Here is an 18,945-nt window from a genome sequence, read left to right as displayed (position 1 = left end):
TGAGGCCGGTAACTTTGGTGTTTACACTTACCCTGCTGCTGGCACGGTGAATGCTGAGCAGGAACTGTACGCTCCTGTCACCGTTGGTGAGCCTGTTGTGTTTACGCCTGCGTTGGAGGTGTTTGCTGCTGATGGGGTCACTGTTTTGAGTGGTCCTGTTGCTGAGGGTACGAAGATTGTTGTTCGTGGATCTGGTTTTGATCCGGCTGCGAATGTTGTTCCTGAGGGTGCGCGTCCGCCGATTTCTGCGGGTAGCCCGGCTGGTGTGTATGTGGTGTTTGGTAAGTTCGCTGATCAGTGGCGTCCTTCCGAGGGTGCTTCGTCTTCTGCTCGTGTGGTGGGGGATCAGGCGTGGGCTATGAGTCAGGCTGCGTTGGATGCTGTTCCTGCTGCTTACCAGGGTGCGATTCGTGGTCAGTGGGTTGAGGTTTCGCCTGAGGGTGATTTCACTGCTGAGTTGACGGTGCAGAAGAAGGTTGTGAAGGAAGCTGAGGTTGAGTGGCCTGAGGCCGGTAACTTTGGTGTTTACACTTACCCTGCTGCTGGCACGGTGAATGCTGAGCAGGAACTGTACGCTCCTGTCACCGTTGGTGAGCCTGTAGCCAAGCCTGTTCTGACCGTCGAGCCGGCTACCGGCCTGAAGCACAACAGTAAGGTCATGGTCTCCGGTTCCGGTTATGCGGCCAACCGCTGGATCTATGTTGCAGAGGTGGCACAAGGGCCAGGCGGTGAAACACGCCCTGCTGACTACGAGAATGCCGTGCGCGTGCAAACTGACGCCAACGGAACATTTGGTCCCCTGGAATTCTCCGTAACCACCATTTTCAAAAATGGCGGATTCACCGCCGTTGACAACACCCTCTATGTGTCCACGTTCAACTCACCTCTGGACATCGACAACGTTGAGGTTGACCGCGCGAATGATCGATCGCAGGACGCTTTTGTGGAACTTGCGTGGGCTGACGCGTCCGCACCGGTTGTCACCGATCCGGAGCCTGAAGTTCCCGCCGTCAAACCGGAACTGACTCTCGGAGCAGCCAAGGTTGAGGCAGGCAAGACCGTCACCCTCAACGGCAGTGGCTTTGCTCCGGACAGCAAACTGAGCTTTGACCTCGCTGGCGAAGCCATCGAGGTTGGAACTGCCACCTCGGCGACGGGAAGCCTGGACTGGGGAGTCAAGGAATCGTTCCGAAACTACCTAGGCAGTTCCATTGCGAAGGGCACGATCACCACAGATGGTGGTGCCACGGTTAACGATGACGGTAGTTACCACTTCCCTGCCGTCAGCTTCGACGCCACGAACAAGGTTGCAAGCTATTCCGGTTCGGTGTCCATGGTGGGTCATGAGGGGGCTCTTCAGGTGACCCTGAGCAACCTCCGCCTTGATGTCAAGGGTGGGAGGTTGTTGGCCGATGTCATCAGCAAATCACTTGATGGAAAAGCTGAGCTGGAAAGCTATCCCGGCGTTGCTTTGGTAGCAGTAGACACGAAGACAGTTAGCAGCGGTGCTGATGGCATCTCCGGCAAGAACCTAACGACAGCGTTGACGGCAGCAGGAGCTCCTGCTTTCGCCAGTTTCTACAATGAGGGCGATGCGTTTGACGCTCTCAGCTTTGAGGTGGTTGCAGCCTCGGTAGACGCTGTTGTTGATGAGGGCGGTGCCTTCTCCTTGGCATGGGCTGTTCCTGCCACTCAGAAGCCCGGCAGCTACACGGTCACCGCCACGGCAACTGCCCCGGCTGTTGCAGCAACTGCCGCGGCACAGGCGTTGGCAGCGGATGATTCAACGGCTGGTGTCTCTGCTGTGCAGAGCGCCTCAGCACAGCTGACAATCACTGCCCCTGCAGTTGTTGTGGAAACGCCGAAGCCAACCGCTCCGGTCTCCAATGCTCCAGACAACGACTTGGATGCTGGCGCCAAGTGCACCAATGGTACCGTCTTGGCGGGCAACTTGACCTGGGGCGTCAAGGAATCATTCCGCAAGTACATGACCGGCAACATTTCCCACGGCTCCATCACCTTCAACGGAATCCCCGCAAAGTGGGAGACACTCTTTACCTTCACGAAGGGCACCGGCACCATCGATGCTCAGAAGCGAACCGGTGAAGTGACGTTTGATGGTGTTGTTACCTTCCAAGGGCACGATTACGGCTCGGGTTCAGTTCTGTCCGTGACCATGCAGAATCTCACTTTGGTGATGGACGGCAACAGCGGCACGTTGAAGGCAGATGTGCAGAGCCGTGCGCTGGAGTCGGCAACTGTTGGCTCCAAGCCGGGTGCAGACACCACCTACAAGGCGGTTATCTTGGCAAACTTGGATCTTTCTAAGGGTGCCTTCAATGATGCACAAACCCTGTACTCCGGTACGGCAGTCCCGGTCACACTCGCTGCAAGTGGGGTTGCCCCCTTCGCGGACTTCTATGCAGCAGGAGAAAACATGGATCCGTTGAGCTTCAGCTTGGGCTGCGCAGAAGGTACCGTGACGAACAACGTGGACACAGGCGCAGGAAACACGGTGGTTGCGGCTTCAAGTGCCTTGGCCAAGACCGGAGCAATGGGATTGGATGCCTCTGTCATTGGAGCGCTGATGATCCTGATGCTGGGTTCCGGCGTTATTGTCAGCAACCGCTTGGTACGCCGTCGTCGGTACTAGCCGGTACTAAAAGGAGGCGGTGAGCAGCCGCAATCCTGAACGACGGCAACATTGAATAGTAGTAACTAAATATCGGGGCGGCTTCTGCATCTGCAGAAGCCGCCCCGATATTTAACATTGCAGTGTAGCTCTTCTCAGCAGTTGTGCTTCTTGATGTAGCTGACGAGCAGTTGTTCAAACGGGCTGTTTGAGGTGTCCGGGACCGCTGCATGCTTCGCGCGCTTCGCCGGATCTGATGGCTTCGCCGGCATCGAGGTGGATGTCGATTCGGTGGCGTGCGTAAACGTGGGCGGTGCTGGACTGGTGGCGGCGTCAACGCGCTTTTGGAGCCATGGGGGATAAGTCGGCGGACGGCTGTCCTTCCTAGGAGCGCGGTGTTTGGCTCCAGAGGGTGCGGTCCAACTAACCGTTCCATCGAGTTCCAGAACGGGAGTCCAGCCGCGTAGGCGAAGGCTGTGCCGGAGCGGATCTTGGCTGCTGCGATAGATTCCCTGCCGGTCCTTATCGTCCTTGAAATGCCTGAGTGCATGGTGGCGCTTGCAGGCCGGACGCAGGTTCTCCATAATGGTCTGCCCACCGGTGCCGTAGGCCTTGAGGTGGTCCGTTTCGGTATCCATGACCGGATTGGGGCAGCCCGGGAAATAACAACCACCGGTCAGAGCCCGCAGCACGGCCTTGTCTGAATCCCGTAATTGATATCGCTCAGGATGCAATCCCAGAGGTTCTCCGGTGATGGGGTCGGTGAGGACGCGTAGGAAGCTCCCCGCCGAGGCCATGAGCCTGCGGGCAATCTCCAGTGGGACCGGCCCCGAGCAAGTGGTGGAACCTGCCATTTCTGCGGGTTCGTCGGTGATCCCCAAGGCCCCCAGCAAAGGCACGGTGACCAAGATAGTTGCCTCGGGTAGTGGTGGATCAGCTACCGATTGGTTGGACTGGAGTGCTTCAAGCTGATCCATATATTCCTGACCCGGGTGCTCGGCGATTCCATCCACCAAACCCCTGGCGTATCCAGAGCCGTCCCCTTTCCACGCCGTGGATGGGCCACTGGCGCCTGACGAGATCCCTGCGCCTGAGCGGATTTCGGTTTCGGCTGGGGTCCTCGTGTCTGCTGGATCGGCGACACCGCCGACCGGGCCGCTGCTGCCAGTAGCGCTTTTGTCGCTGGAGGCGGAGCTGCTGCTGGCTGTCATATTGCCCCCGGGGTTCTCCGCAGTGAAGCCGGGCAGCGTTTGTTGTCCTAGTAAGAGGGCTGCTGCGACGTCCACCCGCAACTGGGTCAGGGTTCGGTTCTCGTTCTGTCCGTTCTGACCGCGGTGACCGTCAGGGTTGTCGCCGACGCGGGGTTGGTTCTTGATGGCGCGGGCCGTTCTAGTGCACTTGACCCAGATTCCTTCTGCCGCCACAGACGGCAGATGGAGGCTCAGCCAGGACATGCCATCCTTGCCCGGCCCCAAAGTCATGGCGCGCTGGGCATGGGCCGCCTTGGTACGGGTACTGATAGTTTCTGGATGCGTGGCTTCCCTGGCGCGCCTAGCTTTGGGGGCAAAACTGGTGGCACTAGTTCCTGGGGCGAGACGCAATAGACGTTGTTCAAAGGCTGCGATCTGAGCGGAGGTGACGCCCGGTGTTTCCAATAGGGTTTCTACCTCATCCACGATGGTCCACGCATGCCTCGCGGAAATGACGCCCGATTGCAGCTGCTGGAACGCCAGCGGGTGGCTGTTGACCAGTTCTGTAGAGTGATGCGCCAAGGCGGCGGCAGTGCGTTCGGGAATGCACAGGGTCAGCGCCAGTTCGCTGTGAGCACCGGATTCGTAGATGCCAGCCTGCTACGAGTCCAGGAACGAGGCCTGCGCCTCAACGGAGGCCGCTCCCATGAGCTGGGCAACCAAGGCTGCCTTGCACGCTGCGACGCCAGCTTCTAGTCGTTTTAGGACATTCAAGGCTGCTATCGCCGAATCATAATGTGCCCGGGCCACGCCCAGTTTTGATGGCGGTTCAGGGGAAGACAATGATGCTGGAACGGAACTCGGTAGCCCTTCAAGACGATGACTGTCAGTGCCAAAGGGTTCAATGGAAGGAAGAGTAATAGCGCTGAGGAGAGTAGCCACATCCTGTGTGGCTTCATCGCCCCGGTCTCCGGGGACAATCTCCGGATTACTCATACCTTCATATTACTACCATCGTTATATATATGATATAGATACTCAAAAATATATACGAACAAAATCTTGCGGTACTCAGAGATGGCAGAATTGCGGCATGGATACACAGATCGTATGGAGCATTATTTGCGGACTGGCCATTGCCGTGGGCGCAGTGGGTATTATCGTGCCGGTGCTGCCCGGCAGCATGCTCATCGCAGCGAGTCTGCTGACGTGGGCGATCGTGGTGGGCGGGCCCCTAGGTTGGATCGTATTCGGTGTGGGTCTGGTCTTCGTGGCGGCGGGAATGGCCTCGAGTGCAGTACTGACGGGGAAGGCCATGAAGGAACGCTCCATCCCCGGACGTTCTGTGGTCATTGGACTGATTCTGGGTGTGGTTGGTTTCTTCGTGGTTCCGGTGGTGGGGCTCCTGCTGGGTTTCGCCGTCGGACTTTTCCTTTCGGAATTTGCCCGCCAAAAAGAATTCAAACCGGCCGTGTCGTCCTCCGTCGCAGCCCTGAAGGCAACGGGCTTAGGAATCTTGGCAGAGTTTGGTTTCGCTTCACTCGCCGCCGGAACGTGGGTTGCGGGCGTTCTAATTTACTTTCTGAACAGGTAGCGCCGCGTCTGAATAGATAGCGCCGCGCCCAAGAAAGAGCACCCATGAAAAGGCTTTAGGGGACGTCAAGCACTACGTTGATGGGCGACATGCGTCCGCCGCATCGCTCATTGCCGGATACGCGGGTCCAGTTCAAGGCCGTTGACTGCGCGGCCACAATGTTCCAGTTCCGGTCGTACACCCGGAAGCTGACGGACTTGGGAGGGTTCGCGGCCACGTTGAAGAGCCACGAGCCATCCTCTTGGTGGGTCAGCAGCCCCGAGCTTTCCGTGGAATTCTTGGCAAAAGTGGGGGGTGCCGGAACGCAATCCGCCCCGGCGCATGCGGTCACGGCCGTGGCCTCGACCTTGCCCGTCAGGGACAGCGTGAGCTGGTTGTTCCAGTTGGGTGCGGGGCAGGGTCCGGCGTCGCGGTCCAGCACAATGGCACTAATGATGAAGGCCATGCAAAAGGCGGCCACGATGGGAACCAGAACAATTTCCACGCGGCGACGGCTGAAAGGGGCGACAGGCATGGCCACATGTTACCCAACCACTCTGACTGTTTGCCGCGAATGCCCTCGTGGTGGCTTCCCACTATTATCTGATCATGCGTGCGGACACGAGCGGACGCCCATCTAGGGACCAGGCGCATGGCCAAAATTTGGAAGGTGGCACCATCTGTGAAGGAGTCTGAGGGGAAGCACGACGCCGGACGGCGGCTTACGCTGCATGTTCCCATGCGCTGGGGAGACATGGATGCGTACGGGCACATCAACAATGTGGAAGTGCTGAGAATTCTGGAGGAGGCTCGGGTACACGCCTTTGGCCCGCCGGCTGGCACCGGGCTCCCTGGGGTTGAAGTAGCTCAGCCCATATTTTCCGATCTTCCAGAGAACACCCAGGCGCTCGTGGTGGAGCATCGAGTTAAATACTTGTCGCCCTTGAACTACCGCAACATTGCCGCGGTGGTGGAGGTGTGGGTGAGCGCCATAAAGGGGGCCAGTTTTACAGTTGCGTATGCCATTTTTGATCCTGTCACGGAGAAAAAGTGTGTCATTGCCGAGACCGTTTTGGCGTTCTTCCATGAGCCCAGTGGCACCTTGGTGCGTTTAGATGACGCTAAGAAGACCCAATTGGAGACACTGCAGGGCCCCAAGAACTTCAAGCCGTAGACCGTTCCCGAACCAAGCGATGCTGGCAAGCGTATGGTGGGATACTCATGGGCGTGAACGCGTGCGCCGTTACGGCCGGTGGAAATGCGGCGCGGAGACTTCAGACGCGGCCGGTTCAAGCGCAGCATGCAAGACGGCAAAACGGAATGCAAAACGGAATATAAAGGGGCAAAGATGGCGGCGCAGACAGGCGAAGTTGTCGGGGATACATCCGGTTTGGGCGGTTTGGGAGGAGCGCTGCTGCAGGAAGTGGGCGCAGCCATGGCCAGCCCACAGCAGACCAAGACCGGAGCGCTGGACCGCCACGCCAACGCGCACGACGCTTCCCACTTCCTGCTGATCCCGCAAGCAGTCGCGGTTCCGACCAATGCTGGCGAAGTGGCGAATCTGATGCGCATCAGTGCGGCCCGTGGACTGCCGCTCACGTTGCGATCCGGCGGTACCAGCCTCAGTGGCCAAGCCGTCAGCGATGGCCTACTAGTGGATGTGCGCAAGAATTTCCGTGGCATTGACGTGCTCGACGGCGGTGCCCGGGTCCGCGTGCAGCCGGGAGTTACGGTGCGGGACCTAAATGCGAGGCTGCTTCGCTTCGGCCGTAAGTTCGGCCCGGATCCAGCCAGCGAGGCTGCGTGCACGATTGGTGGCGTGGTGGCCAATAACTCCTCGGGCATGGCCTGTGGAACCACGGATAACGCCTACCGCACGCTTGAATCGCTGACCCTCGTGCTGCCCAGCGGCACGGTCATCGATACTGGTGCGCCGGATGCTTCGGCCCGCCTGCGCGAGCTCGAGCCAGTGCTCTTCAAGGGGCTAGGTGAGCTTGCCCAGAGGGTCCGCAGCAACCCGGCCTCGCGCGCCACCATTGAACGCCAATTCGCCATGAAAAACACCATGGGTTATGGGCTCAATTCACTCCTGGACTTCGATGATCCCGTAGACATCCTGGCGCACCTGGTGATCGGCAGCGAAGGCACGCTGGGGTTCGTAGCCGAAGCCGTTTTCCGCACCGTTCCGCGCCTTGCCCATGCCACTTCAGGGTTGCTGGTGTTCAAAAATCTTGAAGCGGCCAACACCGCCCTACCTGCACTAGTGGATAGTGGTGCCGCAACAGTAGAGCTAATGGACGCGCTATCGTTGAAGGTTGGCCAGGGTCTGACACAGGTTCCCGCCGTGGTGCGCGATCTGGCCGTAGATCAGCACGCCGCGCTGCTGGTGGAATACCAAAGCGGCAGCATTGCTGAACTCGCGGATCTCAATGCCAACGCCATGACCCTCGCCGGATCGCTGGGGCTGGATGAACCGGCCGAGTTCAGCCAGAACGCCAAAGTTCGGGCCGAACTGTGGCACCTGCGCAAGGGTCTATACACCTCGGTGGCTGGCGCGCGTCCACAAGGGACCACTGCACTCTTGGAAGACGTGGTGGTTCCAGTCCCCGCGCTGGCCCGCACTTGCCTCGAGCTGAACACTCTTTTTAATAAGTACAGTTATGCTAATTCCGTTATCTTTGGGCACGCCAAGGATGGCAATATTCACTTCATGTTGACGGATAAATTCGCCAGCAAGGATGAGCTTGACCGCTACTCCGCGTTCACTGAAGACATGGTGGACGTGGTGCTCGGCGAGGGTGGCTCACTCAAGGCCGAACACGGCACAGGCCGCGTGATGGCACCCTTTGTGCGCCGTCAATACGGCGATGAACTCTATGCGGTGATGCGCCGAATCAAGGAATTATTCGACCCGCCCGGCATGCTGAACCCTGGCGTCATTCTCGATCAAGACCCAAAAGCACACCTGCGCCATATAAAAGCTGCGCCACCCGAGGTGGATCCCGAAGTGGACCGCTGTGTCTCGTGTGGCTACTGCGAGCCAGTGTGCCCCAGCAAGAACCTGACGCTGACCCCGCGCCAACGCATTGTCACGCTGCGAGACATGGAAACGGCCCGCCGCGCAGGTAATACGGAGCTGGCCGACGCCCTCGCCAAGGACTATGAGTACTCGGGCGTGGACACCTGCGCCGTTGATGGCATGTGCCAAACCGCGTGCCCCGTGGACATCAACACCGGCACGCTGGTCAAACACCTGCGCACCAAGAACGCAGGAAAGGTGGAAAGTGCCGTGTGGGGTACGGCCGCCAAGCACTGGGGCGCCGTCACTCAAGGGGCCGGGCTGGCGCTGGGCGTCGCCGCGAAGGTGCCAGCCGTCGCAGTGCTGCCCGTCAATAGGCTGGGACGTAAGATCCTCGGCGAGGACACGCTGCCCCTCTACTCCTCCGATCTTCCCGCCGGAGGTAAGGCACGACGCCGACCCGCACCCGCCGGCGTTCCGACGGCTGTGTATTTTCCCGCCTGTGTTAACGTCATGTTCGGGCCGGCAGGGGAGGGCTCGGACGGTGTGCAGCTGAGTTTTGAGCAGTTGTGCGCTGCCGCCGGAGTTCACTTGCTGGTTCCGGAGGGCATTTCGGAGGCTTGTTGCGGGACACCGTGGTCTTCAAAGGGCATGGCCGCTGGATTGGCGGAGATGCACGCCAAGACGCTGACATTGCTGCGGGAGGCCACGCTTGAGGGTGACTTGGATGTCATCTGTGATGCTTCCAGTTGCACGGAGGGACTGTTGCACGCCATTGAAAGTGAAGTGCTGACGCCGGGACAGAAGCCGTTGCGCGTGGTGGATGCCGTGGCGTTTACAGCCGAGAAGCTGCTGCCATTGTTGCAGGAAAGCAGCCAGGGCGGGGAGTGGGAGCGTGTGGAATCCCTGGCGCTGCACCCCACCTGTTCATCGGCGCGCATGGGCCTAAATCCCGCGCTAGTTCAGGTGGCAGAAGCTGTGGCGGAATCGGTGCAGGTGCCCGATAACTGGGGTTGCTGCGGATTCGCCGGCGACCGCGGCATGCTGCACCCGGAACTCACGGAATCGGCCACGGCGGCGCAGGCTGCGGATGTAGTGGCGATGGACGCCGTCGCACATGCATCGTGTAACAGGACGTGTGAGTTGGGGATGACCCGGGCTACGGGGGAGGACTATCGGCATGTTTTGGAGCTGCTGGCCGATGCCGTTTTGGGCAAAGTTCCCGTAACAGGGGCGTAAGTTCGCCCACTTTTAGGCCTATTTATGCAGTTTTATGGCTAAAGTAGGGTTCAAGATTGGCGCCAGCGCGCAAGGTGCTGGTGTTTGGGTAACAACCATAAGGATGAAACAAATGGCTGGAATCATCATTGTCGGCGTCGACGGCAACGCAACGTCTATGAAGGCTGCACGCGTTGCTGCCGAGTTGGCCAAGGCTACGGGTCGCACCCTGCGCGTCGTCACCGCCTTCGGTGAAGACAAGACCGAAAAGGTTGCCATCGGAAACGACGAATGGTTCCTCTCCACGGCAGATGAGGCTGAGCGCGTTGCCCAGCGCGTTGCCGAAGAGCTGAAGATCTCCGGTGTGAAGACCGAATACTCCTCTGCTCTGGGCAAGCCGGCCGACGTTCTGCTGGAAGAAGCTGCCAAGCTCGAAGCTGAACTGATCGTTGTCGGTAACGTCCGCATGCAGGGCCTGGCCCGCGTCCTGGGCTCGGTTGCCAACGCCGTTTCACACAACGCTCCTTGCGATGTGTACATCGTCAAGACCGACAGCTAATTATTTTCTGTTCACAAAACCCCCGCAGCGCTTGATGCTGCGGGGTTTTGTGGTTAAAGCTGGGTGTTGTGGGTGGCGAGGCAGGACGGAGTGGGGCCGGGTTACCTGGCAACCATGTGAACGGAAACCAGCGCCGCGCTCTGTTTCAGAATAATTTCGCCTGAGGCGACGCCCAGGACCAAATCAAAGCCCTGATCCGCGGTGAAGTCGTGCTTATATCCGTTGATCCACAGCATCAACACCATCAGCGTCCAAGCGGTCCGTTTGTTGCCATCAATCAAGGGATGGAACCGTGCCACTGATTCCAGCACAGCTGCTGCCTTCATGGGCAACAACGGATAAACGTCTGCGCCCAAGACCGTGGTGGCCGGTCGGGCCAAGGCTGACGCCAACAATCCGATGTCTCGGACATGGAATCCCAAACGGTCAACTACTCGTAGTGCATCCTCGATCTCCAGGTAGGAAGTCAAGCATCCTCAAGACGCTTGAGCAGCTCTGCATCGTGGTTCATAACGAAGTCCAGGCCCGCCTCGATGTCCCGCTGGCGGCCATGGCGCTGCAGTATCAACTCGGCACCTTGGAGGAGCAGGGCGGACTTTGAGGTGTGCTGATCGGCTGCCAACTGTTCCAAGCGGCGGTCAAGGTCTTCAGGAACGCGCAGATTCATAGCCATATCCATATGGTACCAAATTAGTACCATTTGGTAGTCAGAGAGCACCAAATGGTGTCCATAGGATCCAAGAGGAAACTCCAGCGAGAACTCCGGTGACAAGCTACTTTGCTAGCGCTGTCGGTCTCAGTGCTATGCAGCGGCATAGAAACCGGTGACGATCCGCTCTACGTGAGGGCGGAGCTGGGCCGGTGATTGCTGGTCTTGTTGGGCCCCGAGCACGAGCGTTCCTATCGCGTGAACTACCGAAGAGCCCCGTTGGTCTTGAGTCTGGCTTTTACGTTGTCGCCAGCCAGACGGGACGCGCAGGTACCAGTCAAAGCCGCTTGGACGGGAGGGAATCCCAGCCGCTTGGAGGTATTCATTGATGTCATCCTCAACGTAGCGGCGATCAGCCGGTGTGAACGGGACCAAGGAAGTAGTCTCCACGCCGTCACTGATGTGCGTCACCCGGACGGTCCTGCCAACGTCCGACTGCTCGGTTTTGCGGACATTGTCCGGCCCGGCAGCCCAGGCCATCATGGCAAACCAACCATTGTCACCGAGCAGCTCCCAATCACCGTCGGCTGCCTTGAATACAACCTCATTCCACATGGCTATCCCATTCTCATTGGCTGTGTCTTCTAACCGACCACTAATCGACCCTAATTGACCACATCGGTGATGCCGCGGGCGGCGAGGTAATCGGCGTCGGACGTCTTGGACGCACGCACCAGGGCAGGCTTGGTGCCCGAGGCGGCCCGCGCCAACCACGATGTGAACAGCTCACCGGAGGGGTCTGCCACCGAGCGGCCCATGCCCGTGGCCTCATCTCCCGGGTCAAAGGACAGTGCCGTGCTGCGTTGGAGCGGGGCCGTGGGGCTGGCCTTCTCGGCGGCAATCATCTCCGCCAAACGCAGGCCAGCGGGCTTGGGGCGGCGCTCGGAATCCAGCAGTCCTAGGGTGTATTCCAGCTCGGGGAAGTCCGCCAATTTGCGGCTGACATCGTGCGAGCACCACCACGTGACGCCCCACAAATTTGGGGTGTCCAATACGGGGCGCAGGCTTTGCTCCAGGAAGTCAGCCGCGCCGTCGAACGGAACGGCCGGGTGCGGAGCGCCAATCTCCTGCAACCAAATGGGCCGGGCGGGATCATCCGAGTAGGCGTCGGCCAGCTGGACCAAATAGTCGGCAAAGAAGGTGCGGGCCGGGTGGCCTTCGGGGAACAAGTGCGCCACGGCAACAAATACCCACGAGTGCACCGTTGTGGCATCGCCCAGACTCGTGGCGTGTCCTGGCGTGACGGGGCAACTGTCCACAAACCAGGCGTTGTCATCAAAGCTGTGCTGGTGCATCCCTGTGGGCCAGGCCTTCCGGGCGGCGGCCAAAAGGGTGTTGAACCATTCGCCCATTTCCGCCGGGGTGGTCAGCTGCTGATCTGGATGCCGCTCCACCGCAAACTGGTTCGTCTCGTTGCCCAGCGTCATGCCCAGCACGTTGGGACGGGACGTGACCTCAGTGGCCAACGCCCTGATGAGTTGAACCTCCGCCTCCACCACCTGCGGGTCCGTATAAATATTCCGCCGGTGCCAGCTGGTCACCCACGAGGGTAAGAAGTCATAGCTGGAAAAGTGCCCCTGCAACCCGTCCACGGAAACATCCAAAGCAAACTCGGCAGCAGCATCCACCACCTTGCCCACATCGGCAATGCCCGCCGGGCGGATGAGTGAGCGGTTGGGCTGCAGTAAGGGCCACAGTGGAAAAATCCGCACATGGTCCAAACCTAGCGCCGCGATTGACTCAAAATCAGCCCGCACGGCGTCAACATCAAGGTCCTGCCACGAGTGGAACCATCCCTCACTCGGTGTGTAGTTCACGCCCCAGCGCAGCGGATTCCGTCGTGGCGGGGTGGTGGTGCCCGACGCGGAAGGAACTGGGTCAGGGAACATCACTTGCTGCCTTTCGCCAGGCGCAAGGTCAGGATTTGGAAGGGGCGCAGTTTCAGCGACATGGTCGGATTGCCGGTCGCATCCGAGGCACCCACGGTGAGGGATCCGGCGTCGTACGGCTGCTCGAGAAGGTTGTTTTCCACCACGCTTGCCACAGGGAACGACGCCGAGAGCGTCACCTTTGCCCGCGCCCCCAACGGTTCGTACAGGCGCACGATCACGTCGCCGCTGCGGTCATCGGCCAGCTTCACGGCCTCAATGATGGCGCCCTGCGAATCGGTGCTGACGAGGGGGGCGAGAATGGCTCCATCGGCCGGCACACCGCGCCACGGCAGGTTCAGCGCATACCCGGCGGCGACGGCATCCGCCACCTCCGCGCCCACCACCAGGCCATATGTGAAGGAATGGTGGCCCTGATCCGTGGTGGGATCGGGGAAACGCGGCCCGCGCAGCAGTGACAGCCGCACGGTAGTGAAGCTGGAACCGTTGGCCCCGGGGTGGCGGGAAACGTCGTGTCCGTACGTGGAATCGTTGATGACGGCGGCACCAAAACCGGGCTCGCCCACATGGACCCAACGATGTGCGCACACTTCAAAGCGGGCGTTGTCCCACGAGGTGTTTTCATGCGTGGCGCGCTGGATATGCCCATATTGCGTCTCAAAACGTGCATGATCCGCATGCACATCGAGCGGGAAGGCAGCCTTCAGTAGTGTTTCCTGCTCGCGCCAGTCGACGTCGGTGTAGACGGTGATGACCTTGGAATCCGGGGCAATGCGCACGCGCTGGGTGATGTGCGACTTTCGGAAACTGCGTTTGATGGTGATCTCGGGCTGGGTGCCCAGCATCGTGACGTCCATCGAGTCCAGCTCTCGGAGGTCGGTGACGGTGTTCTTGTAGAACTCGTCGATGTCCCACGCGTCCCACATGTTGGGGAAGTCCGCGTGCAGCTGCAGCAGGTTGGCGCCTTGACCTTCAGGGACGAGTTCGCGGTTGGCGGCCACGTCCACGATGGAGCTGATGACGCCGTCCGCTCCAAACCGCACGGTGATGAGCCCGTTATGGACGACTATTTCTCCGCTGTCGCTGTCTCGCTCCACCGTCACTTCCGTTGCGGCTGCCTCAGGAACACCTGCGCTGAGCGGGGCAATGCCGCGGCGAGGGTAAGGGGAGGCGTTAAAGTGCGTAGTGTTCGCGAAGTCCCCCTCCGACCCAGGATCAAACGGGTCGACCCATGGCGTCAGTGCGAGCAACGCCGGGCTGATGATCTCCTCGAGATCGCTGGCAATCCGGGCGTAGCTTTCTGCCGCTTCGCGGTGTACCCAGGCGATGGAGGAGCCGGGCAGGATGTCGTGGAACTGGTTCAGGAGGACCAGCTTCCAGATCCTGTCCAGTTCGTCGTAGGGGTAGTCGATGAGACCTCTCGCGGCGGCCGTGGCACTCCACAGTTCAGCCTCGCGGAGGAGGTGTTCGCTGCGTCGGTTGCCCTTCTTGGTCAACGCCTGTGAGGTGTAGGTGCCGCGGTGCAGCTCTAGGTAGAGCTCGCCCTTCCAGACAGGGGCGTTGGGATATTCGGCCTCTGCGGCTGTGAAGAACTCGGAAGGCGCGGCGATCGTGACCTGCGGCGAGCCTTCCAAATCACGGGTGCGCTTGGCCCGGGCCAGCATTTCGCGCGTGGGTCCGCCGCCGCCGTCGCCCCATCCAAAGGGGATCAGTGAATTCTTGGCCGCACCCTTGTCGCGGAAATTGCTGACCGTGTGGGCCAGCTCGGCACCGGAGAGCTGGGAGTTGTAGGTGTCGGCGGGCGGGAAGTGTGTGAAGACGCGGGTGCCGTCGATCCCCTCCCAGTTAAAGGTGTGGTGCGGGAACTTGTTGACGGTATTCCAGGAGATTTTCTGCGTCAGGAACCACTTGGCACCGGCCTGCTTGACGATCTGCGGCAGTGCGGCGGAGTAGCCGAAGGAATCCGGCAGCCAGACTTCCTTGCATTCGATTCCGAAGTTTTCGCGGAAGAAGCGCTGGCCGTACGTGAACTGGCGGGCCATGGCTTCCGAGCCCACCATATTGGTGTCGGACTCCACCCACATGCCGCCCACGGGGATGAAGCGTCCCTCGGCCACGGCCGCCTTGACCTTGGCGAAAACCTCGGGACGGTGCTCCTTGAGCCATTCGTACTGCTGGGCAGAGGACATGGCGAACTGGAACTCGGGGAATTCGTCCAGCAAATTCACCACATTGGAGGTAGTGCGGGCCACCTTGCGCACCGTTTCACGCACGGGCCAGAGCCATGCGGAATCAATGTGCGCGTGCCCAATCGCCGTGATTTGGTGGGCGCTGGCGTTGGCAGGCTGGGCCAAAACCTCAGCCAGGAGGGCGCGGGCTGCCCCGGCTGTGCCCACAATGTCTGAAAGCACGACGGCGTCCAGCGCACGTTCCAGCGCGTACAAGATGTCCCAGCGGCGCGGATTCCCTAGGTCCAGCTCGGCCTGTAGCTGGTCCAGCACCTCAAAGTCCTGGACGAGTTCCCACACCTCGGTATTGAAAATATTGATGTCGGCCCGGGCCATGGTGTAGCGCGGAGCATCCCCTGCCGTGAACTTTTCGCCCAGCTGCGTGGGAATGAAGGGGTTGTCGGTGAAGACAAACGGGTTAGCGGCGGCCTCAACATACAAGTCAATGGTCTCCCCGCCCTGCGCGGTGCTGATCTCCGCGGTACTGCCCTGCGCCGCGTCACCCGGCACGTCTGCTGATACGGGAATCCAGGTATTGAGCGGGTTCAAGGCCTTCACGGTCTGCCCGTCGGGCCGGTACACCAAGCCCTCGGCCTGGAAGCCAGGCCAGGATTGGCTGAAGCCCAGATCTACTACCAGCTCAACTTTGTGCCCACGAGTCTCCGGCGGAACAGTGCCGGTGATGTGAATCCAGCTGGTTCCCCAGGCCGGTCCCCACTGCTGACCCACGATGAAAGGCTGGTAGTCCGGGGCGGCGCTAGCCGAGAGCGGGTCCCCATCACTGGCGAGAGCTGGGATCAGCCCAACGTCGGTGAGAGGGGCACCTGCCGGTGTGCCGGCGTCGTCCGCGGTTGTGACAGGAGAGGCCGAGACAGGAGAGGTAGTCGCAGGAGCCGCTGCTACAGGAGAGCTTGCCCCATGAGCCAGACCAAGCGCCACGGCGGGGTCAACCGGCTCGCCCTGCCCGCCTTCCACATGCCACGCTGTCAGCTCCAGAGGCGCAACGGGGGTGTGAACGGCGGGGATGATCCGTTCCACCAAAACTCGTTTGAGACGGTTCTGAATCAGGCCGTGTTTGTCATGCATGTGCGTGGACCTTCCAATGGCGGACGGCGGGGGAGCTGAATTGTCAGTCTAGTAGGGCTGCCTAGATCCATGGGGCATAAGGAGCAGTGTCCCAGTTGACGGCTGGATAACAGGGGATCAGGTAGCAATTTTTGAGCCGTGGGCGAGCAAATACACGAGACCGCACCGGGCACTCCTTAGAGTGGAACCATGAATTCACCCGCCCAAGGCTTCGCCACGCCCCAGTTCGCCCCCGTCCGGGAGCTCTTCAACACCATGCTCGACGCCGATCCTCGCTATAGCGCGCAGCTCGCCGTCTACGTGGGCGGTGAGCGGGTGCTGGACTTATCGGGCGGGCCCGACTCCGCACCCGACTCGCTGACCGGCGTGTTTTCTTGCTCCAAGGGTGTTGCTGCCTTGGCGTTTAGCTTGTTGGTTCAGGATGGGCTGGTGGATTTGGACGCCACCGTGGCCAGCTATTGGCCTGAGTTTGCGCAGCTGGGCAAGGAAGCCGTGAGTGTTCGTCAGTTGCTTTCGCACCAAGCCGGATTGGTTGGGGTGCCGGCCGGTTTCGCCATGGAGGAATACAACGATCTGCCGACGGTGGCGGACCGACTGGCCGCGATGGCGCCGATGTGGCGCCCTGGCAGCGGTGTTTTCGGCTATCACGCGTTGACTATGGGCGTGTTTCTGGAAGAGCTGTGCCGCCGGATCACTGGTGAACGCCTGCAGGATGTGTACAACCGCCGCATCCGTGAGCCGTTTGCGGCTGATATGTATCTAGGGTTGCCCGAGTCTGAGGAGTCGCGCTTCCGCCCCGTGCTGTTTGACGAGCAGCCGGCGCCGGCGTTTTTTGATCCGTTCTCTATTGCTGGCATCTCCGGGAATGTCCAGGCCGGAAATCTACTGAGCATGCCCAACCTCCGCAGTGTGCGAGCCGGGGGCAGTACCAGTGGTGCCGGAGTGGGATCCGCCGACGGATTGGCCCGCGTTTACGCCGGTGCCATCACCGGGATCGGTGAGATGCCGGCCTACCTGACACCCGAGACCATTGCGTTGATGAGCGAAGAACAGGTGTGGGGGCTCGATCGAGTATTTTGCAACACGAGTGCTTTCGCCGTGACGTTCATGAAATCCCATCCGCGCATGGATTTTGGCAGCGCAGCGGCCTTTGGCCATGAGGGTGCGAACGCATCGCTGGGTTACGCTGACCCTCTGTACGGGATCGGATTCGGCTACGTACCAGCCCGCCAAGAAGAAGGAACCACCACGGGCCGCGCCATGGCGCTCAGCGCCGCCGTGCGAAATGTGATTCTGGCTGGGGGATAGTTGCTGGCGACTATTTGAGCGCTCGCAGGGCTTGCGGGATGGCCCGGTGGAACGTTGGGTACGCGTAAATCATGCTCTGCAGCGTGGCGACAGGGATGCGTGCATGCACGGCTAGAGCCAGCATGGACAGCACCTCCCCGCCCATGGGCCCCATGGATGTGGCGCCCACCAGAACACCGGAATCGGCGTCCTCCACGACCTTGATGAAGCCCTGATTGCCTGATTTATGGATCCAACCGCGGGTGGAATCGCCCAATGCAGTGAACCCGGTCCGCACCGAGAGCCCAGCGTCTCGAGCCTGCTTTTCCGTCATGCCGACCACACCGATTTCCGGGTCGGTAAACGTCACCCGAGGCACCGCGTGATTGTCCACAACGCCCCGCTCCGGGGCTCCGGAGTGCCGGGCAAGAATGTGCCCGGTCACAATATTTCCCTGATGCATGGACATGTGGGTGAAGGCGCCGGCCCCCACCGCGTCGCCGATCAAGTAGAGGCCATCGGCCAGCTGCAGGTGCTCGTCAACGGTGGGGGCGCCCTTTTTCTTGACCTTGATGCCTGCTTTAGGCAGCCCCAGTTCGGCCAGCGCCGGGGCGCGTCCTGTTGCCACCAAGAATTGTTCGGCGGACAGCCTGGGCCCGGCCGCTGCAGCTGCGGTGGATGTGGATGTGGATGCGGATGTGGTGGCGGAAGCGGCTGCGCTGGCAGAGTCCGGGCCAGAATCTGTCCCGGCACCTGGCTCACTCTCGGAATTTTCCAAGTGGACTCGGAAACGGCCGCGTGAATGCGAAACGGACGTGACCTCCTTGTTCCACAGAATCTTGATGCCCTCACTACGGAACACCGCAGCGAGCAGTTCGGCAGACTCCGGCTCCTCCTTGGAAATGAGTTGCGAGCCGCGCAGCACCATGGTCACCTTGGTCCCAAAACGCGTGAACGCCTGCGCCAGTTCCACCGCAATGGGCCCGCCGCCCCACACGATCAATGACTTTGGTGCGGTCTGCGCTTGCACGGCTTCCCGGTTGGTCCAGAACGGTGTCCCAGCCAGTCCCGGAACATCCGGCACAACAGGGTTGGAGCCTGGATTGAGCACCACGGCGAGGCGTGCACGGAAGGTGAGGGGGCCGCCGTCGGGCATGGAAACGGTGACCTCGCGGGGACCGGTGAGCCGGCCGGTGCCGCGCACCAGCCTCCCGCCCTTGTCGGTGAAGCGTTTGGCGGCGACGGTGTCATCCCAGTTGTCGGTCGCTTCGGAACGGATGCGCCCTGCCACGGTGGTGAAGTCCGGGGTGACCTCCACGGTGCCGGCGAGGCCCGGAATGCGCAGCGCCTCGGCCACCACATTGCCGCCTCGGATCATCATTTTGGAGGGAATGCAGCCGTAGTACGGGCACTCCCCGCCCACCAGTCTGGCCTCCACACCCACCACGGACAGGCCGGCGGCGGCCAGCTCGCCAGCTACCGATTCCCCACCCGGTCCCATGCCGAGCACCACAACATCAACAGTCTCCGGCTTGTTCGCGGCGGCCATAAAAAG

15 protein-coding genes are annotated in these 18,945 nt (G+C 60.7%); 6 read left to right on the top strand and 9 right to left on the bottom strand.

All coding sequences use genetic code 11. The features are described from left to right. Positions 1–2,653, top strand: a 2,653-nt coding sequence (locus AB0P14_RS14790; RefSeq protein ID WP_363843762.1) for an HtaA domain-containing protein, incomplete at its 5' end; no start/stop codon positions are given. Positions 2,654–2,787: 134 nt separating this feature from the next. Here the strand turns inward: AB0P14_RS14790 and AB0P14_RS14785 are convergent. Then, positions 2,788–4,440, bottom strand: a complete 1,653-nt coding sequence (locus AB0P14_RS14785; RefSeq protein WP_363843983.1) for a DUF222 domain-containing protein — start codon at positions 4,438–4,440, stop codon at positions 2,788–2,790. Between the two features lie 42 nt (positions 4,441–4,482). Further along, positions 4,483–4,818, bottom strand: a complete 336-nt coding sequence (locus AB0P14_RS14780; protein WP_363843759.1) for a hypothetical protein — start codon at positions 4,816–4,818, stop codon at positions 4,483–4,485. Positions 4,819–4,915: 97 nt separating this feature from the next. Here AB0P14_RS14780 and AB0P14_RS14775 point away from each other — a divergent pair, with 97 nt between their 5' ends. Continuing rightward, positions 4,916–5,416, top strand: coding sequence for a DUF456 domain-containing protein (locus AB0P14_RS14775; RefSeq protein WP_363843757.1), 501 nt, complete (start codon positions 4,916–4,918; stop codon positions 5,414–5,416). A 55-nt stretch (positions 5,417–5,471) separates the two neighbouring features. Here AB0P14_RS14775 and AB0P14_RS14770 read toward each other — a convergent pair whose 3' ends face one another. Continuing rightward, a complete protein-coding gene (locus AB0P14_RS14770; protein ID WP_363843754.1) occupies positions 5,472–5,930 on the bottom strand; it encodes a hypothetical protein in 459 nt (152 codons plus the stop codon). A 117-nt stretch (positions 5,931–6,047) separates the two neighbouring features. On the opposite strand from AB0P14_RS14770, the gene AB0P14_RS14765 reads away from it, so the two are divergent. The 3 genes from AB0P14_RS14765 to AB0P14_RS14755 all read left to right on the top strand — a co-directional run bounded on the left by AB0P14_RS14765 (position 6,048) and on the right by AB0P14_RS14755 (position 10,191). Next, positions 6,048–6,569 carry an acyl-CoA thioesterase gene (locus tag AB0P14_RS14765; protein ID WP_363843751.1) on the top strand — a complete coding sequence of 174 codons (522 nt, stop codon included), beginning with the start codon at positions 6,048–6,050 and terminating at the stop codon, positions 6,567–6,569. A gap of 261 nt (positions 6,570–6,830) precedes the next feature. After that, the gene (locus tag AB0P14_RS14760; protein WP_363843980.1) at positions 6,831–9,653 is read left to right on the top strand and encodes an FAD-binding and (Fe-S)-binding domain-containing protein; all 2,823 of its coding nucleotides are present in this window, start codon (positions 6,831–6,833) and stop codon (positions 9,651–9,653) included. Positions 9,654–9,765: 112 nt separating this feature from the next. Then, positions 9,766–10,191: a universal stress protein gene (locus AB0P14_RS14755; RefSeq protein WP_363843748.1), complete on the top strand. Its 426-nt coding sequence runs from the start codon at positions 9,766–9,768 to the stop codon at positions 10,189–10,191. Positions 10,192–10,292: 101 nt separating this feature from the next. Here AB0P14_RS14755 and AB0P14_RS14750 read toward each other — a convergent pair whose 3' ends face one another. The 5 genes from AB0P14_RS14750 to AB0P14_RS14730 form a co-directional block, all read right to left on the bottom strand. After that, positions 10,293–10,661: a Fic family protein gene (locus tag AB0P14_RS14750; protein WP_363843745.1), complete on the bottom strand. Its 369-nt coding sequence runs from the start codon at positions 10,659–10,661 to the stop codon at positions 10,293–10,295. Next, positions 10,658–10,864 carry a ribbon-helix-helix protein, CopG family gene (locus AB0P14_RS14745; protein ID WP_363843742.1) on the bottom strand — a complete coding sequence of 69 codons (207 nt, stop codon included), beginning with the start codon at positions 10,862–10,864 and terminating at the stop codon, positions 10,658–10,660. Before AB0P14_RS14745 ends, AB0P14_RS14750 begins: the two co-directional genes overlap by 4 nt. Positions 10,865–10,993: 129 nt before the next feature. Further along, positions 10,994–11,455 carry a DUF5956 family protein gene (locus tag AB0P14_RS14740; RefSeq protein WP_363843739.1) on the bottom strand — a complete coding sequence of 154 codons (462 nt, stop codon included), beginning with the start codon at positions 11,453–11,455 and terminating at the stop codon, positions 10,994–10,996. A gap of 50 nt (positions 11,456–11,505) precedes the next feature. Then, complete coding sequence (locus AB0P14_RS14735; RefSeq protein ID WP_363843736.1) at positions 11,506–12,789, bottom strand: glycosyl hydrolase; 1,284 nt, start codon at positions 12,787–12,789, stop codon at positions 11,506–11,508. Then, positions 12,789–16,103: a glycoside hydrolase family 38 C-terminal domain-containing protein gene (locus tag AB0P14_RS14730; RefSeq protein ID WP_363843733.1), complete on the bottom strand. Its 3,315-nt coding sequence runs from the start codon at positions 16,101–16,103 to the stop codon at positions 12,789–12,791. Before AB0P14_RS14730 ends, AB0P14_RS14735 begins: the two co-directional genes overlap by 1 nt. A 189-nt stretch (positions 16,104–16,292) precedes the next feature. Here AB0P14_RS14730 and AB0P14_RS14725 point away from each other — a divergent pair, with 189 nt between their 5' ends. Further along, positions 16,293–17,411: a serine hydrolase domain-containing protein gene (locus AB0P14_RS14725; protein ID WP_363843730.1), complete on the top strand. Its 1,119-nt coding sequence runs from the start codon at positions 16,293–16,295 to the stop codon at positions 17,409–17,411. A 10-nt stretch (positions 17,412–17,421) separates the two neighbouring features. On the opposite strand, the gene AB0P14_RS14720 is transcribed toward AB0P14_RS14725, so the two are convergent. Beyond that, positions 17,422–18,939: an NAD(P)/FAD-dependent oxidoreductase gene (locus tag AB0P14_RS14720; RefSeq protein ID WP_363843727.1), complete on the bottom strand. Its 1,518-nt coding sequence runs from the start codon at positions 18,937–18,939 to the stop codon at positions 17,422–17,424. Between the last annotated feature and the right edge of the window lie 6 nt (positions 18,940–18,945).

Source organism: Specibacter sp. NPDC078709 (assembly GCF_040686795.1).
Classification (GTDB): Bacteria; Actinomycetota; Actinomycetes; order Actinomycetales; family Micrococcaceae; genus Specibacter.
This window is presented reverse-complemented; position numbering and strand designations above follow the sequence as displayed.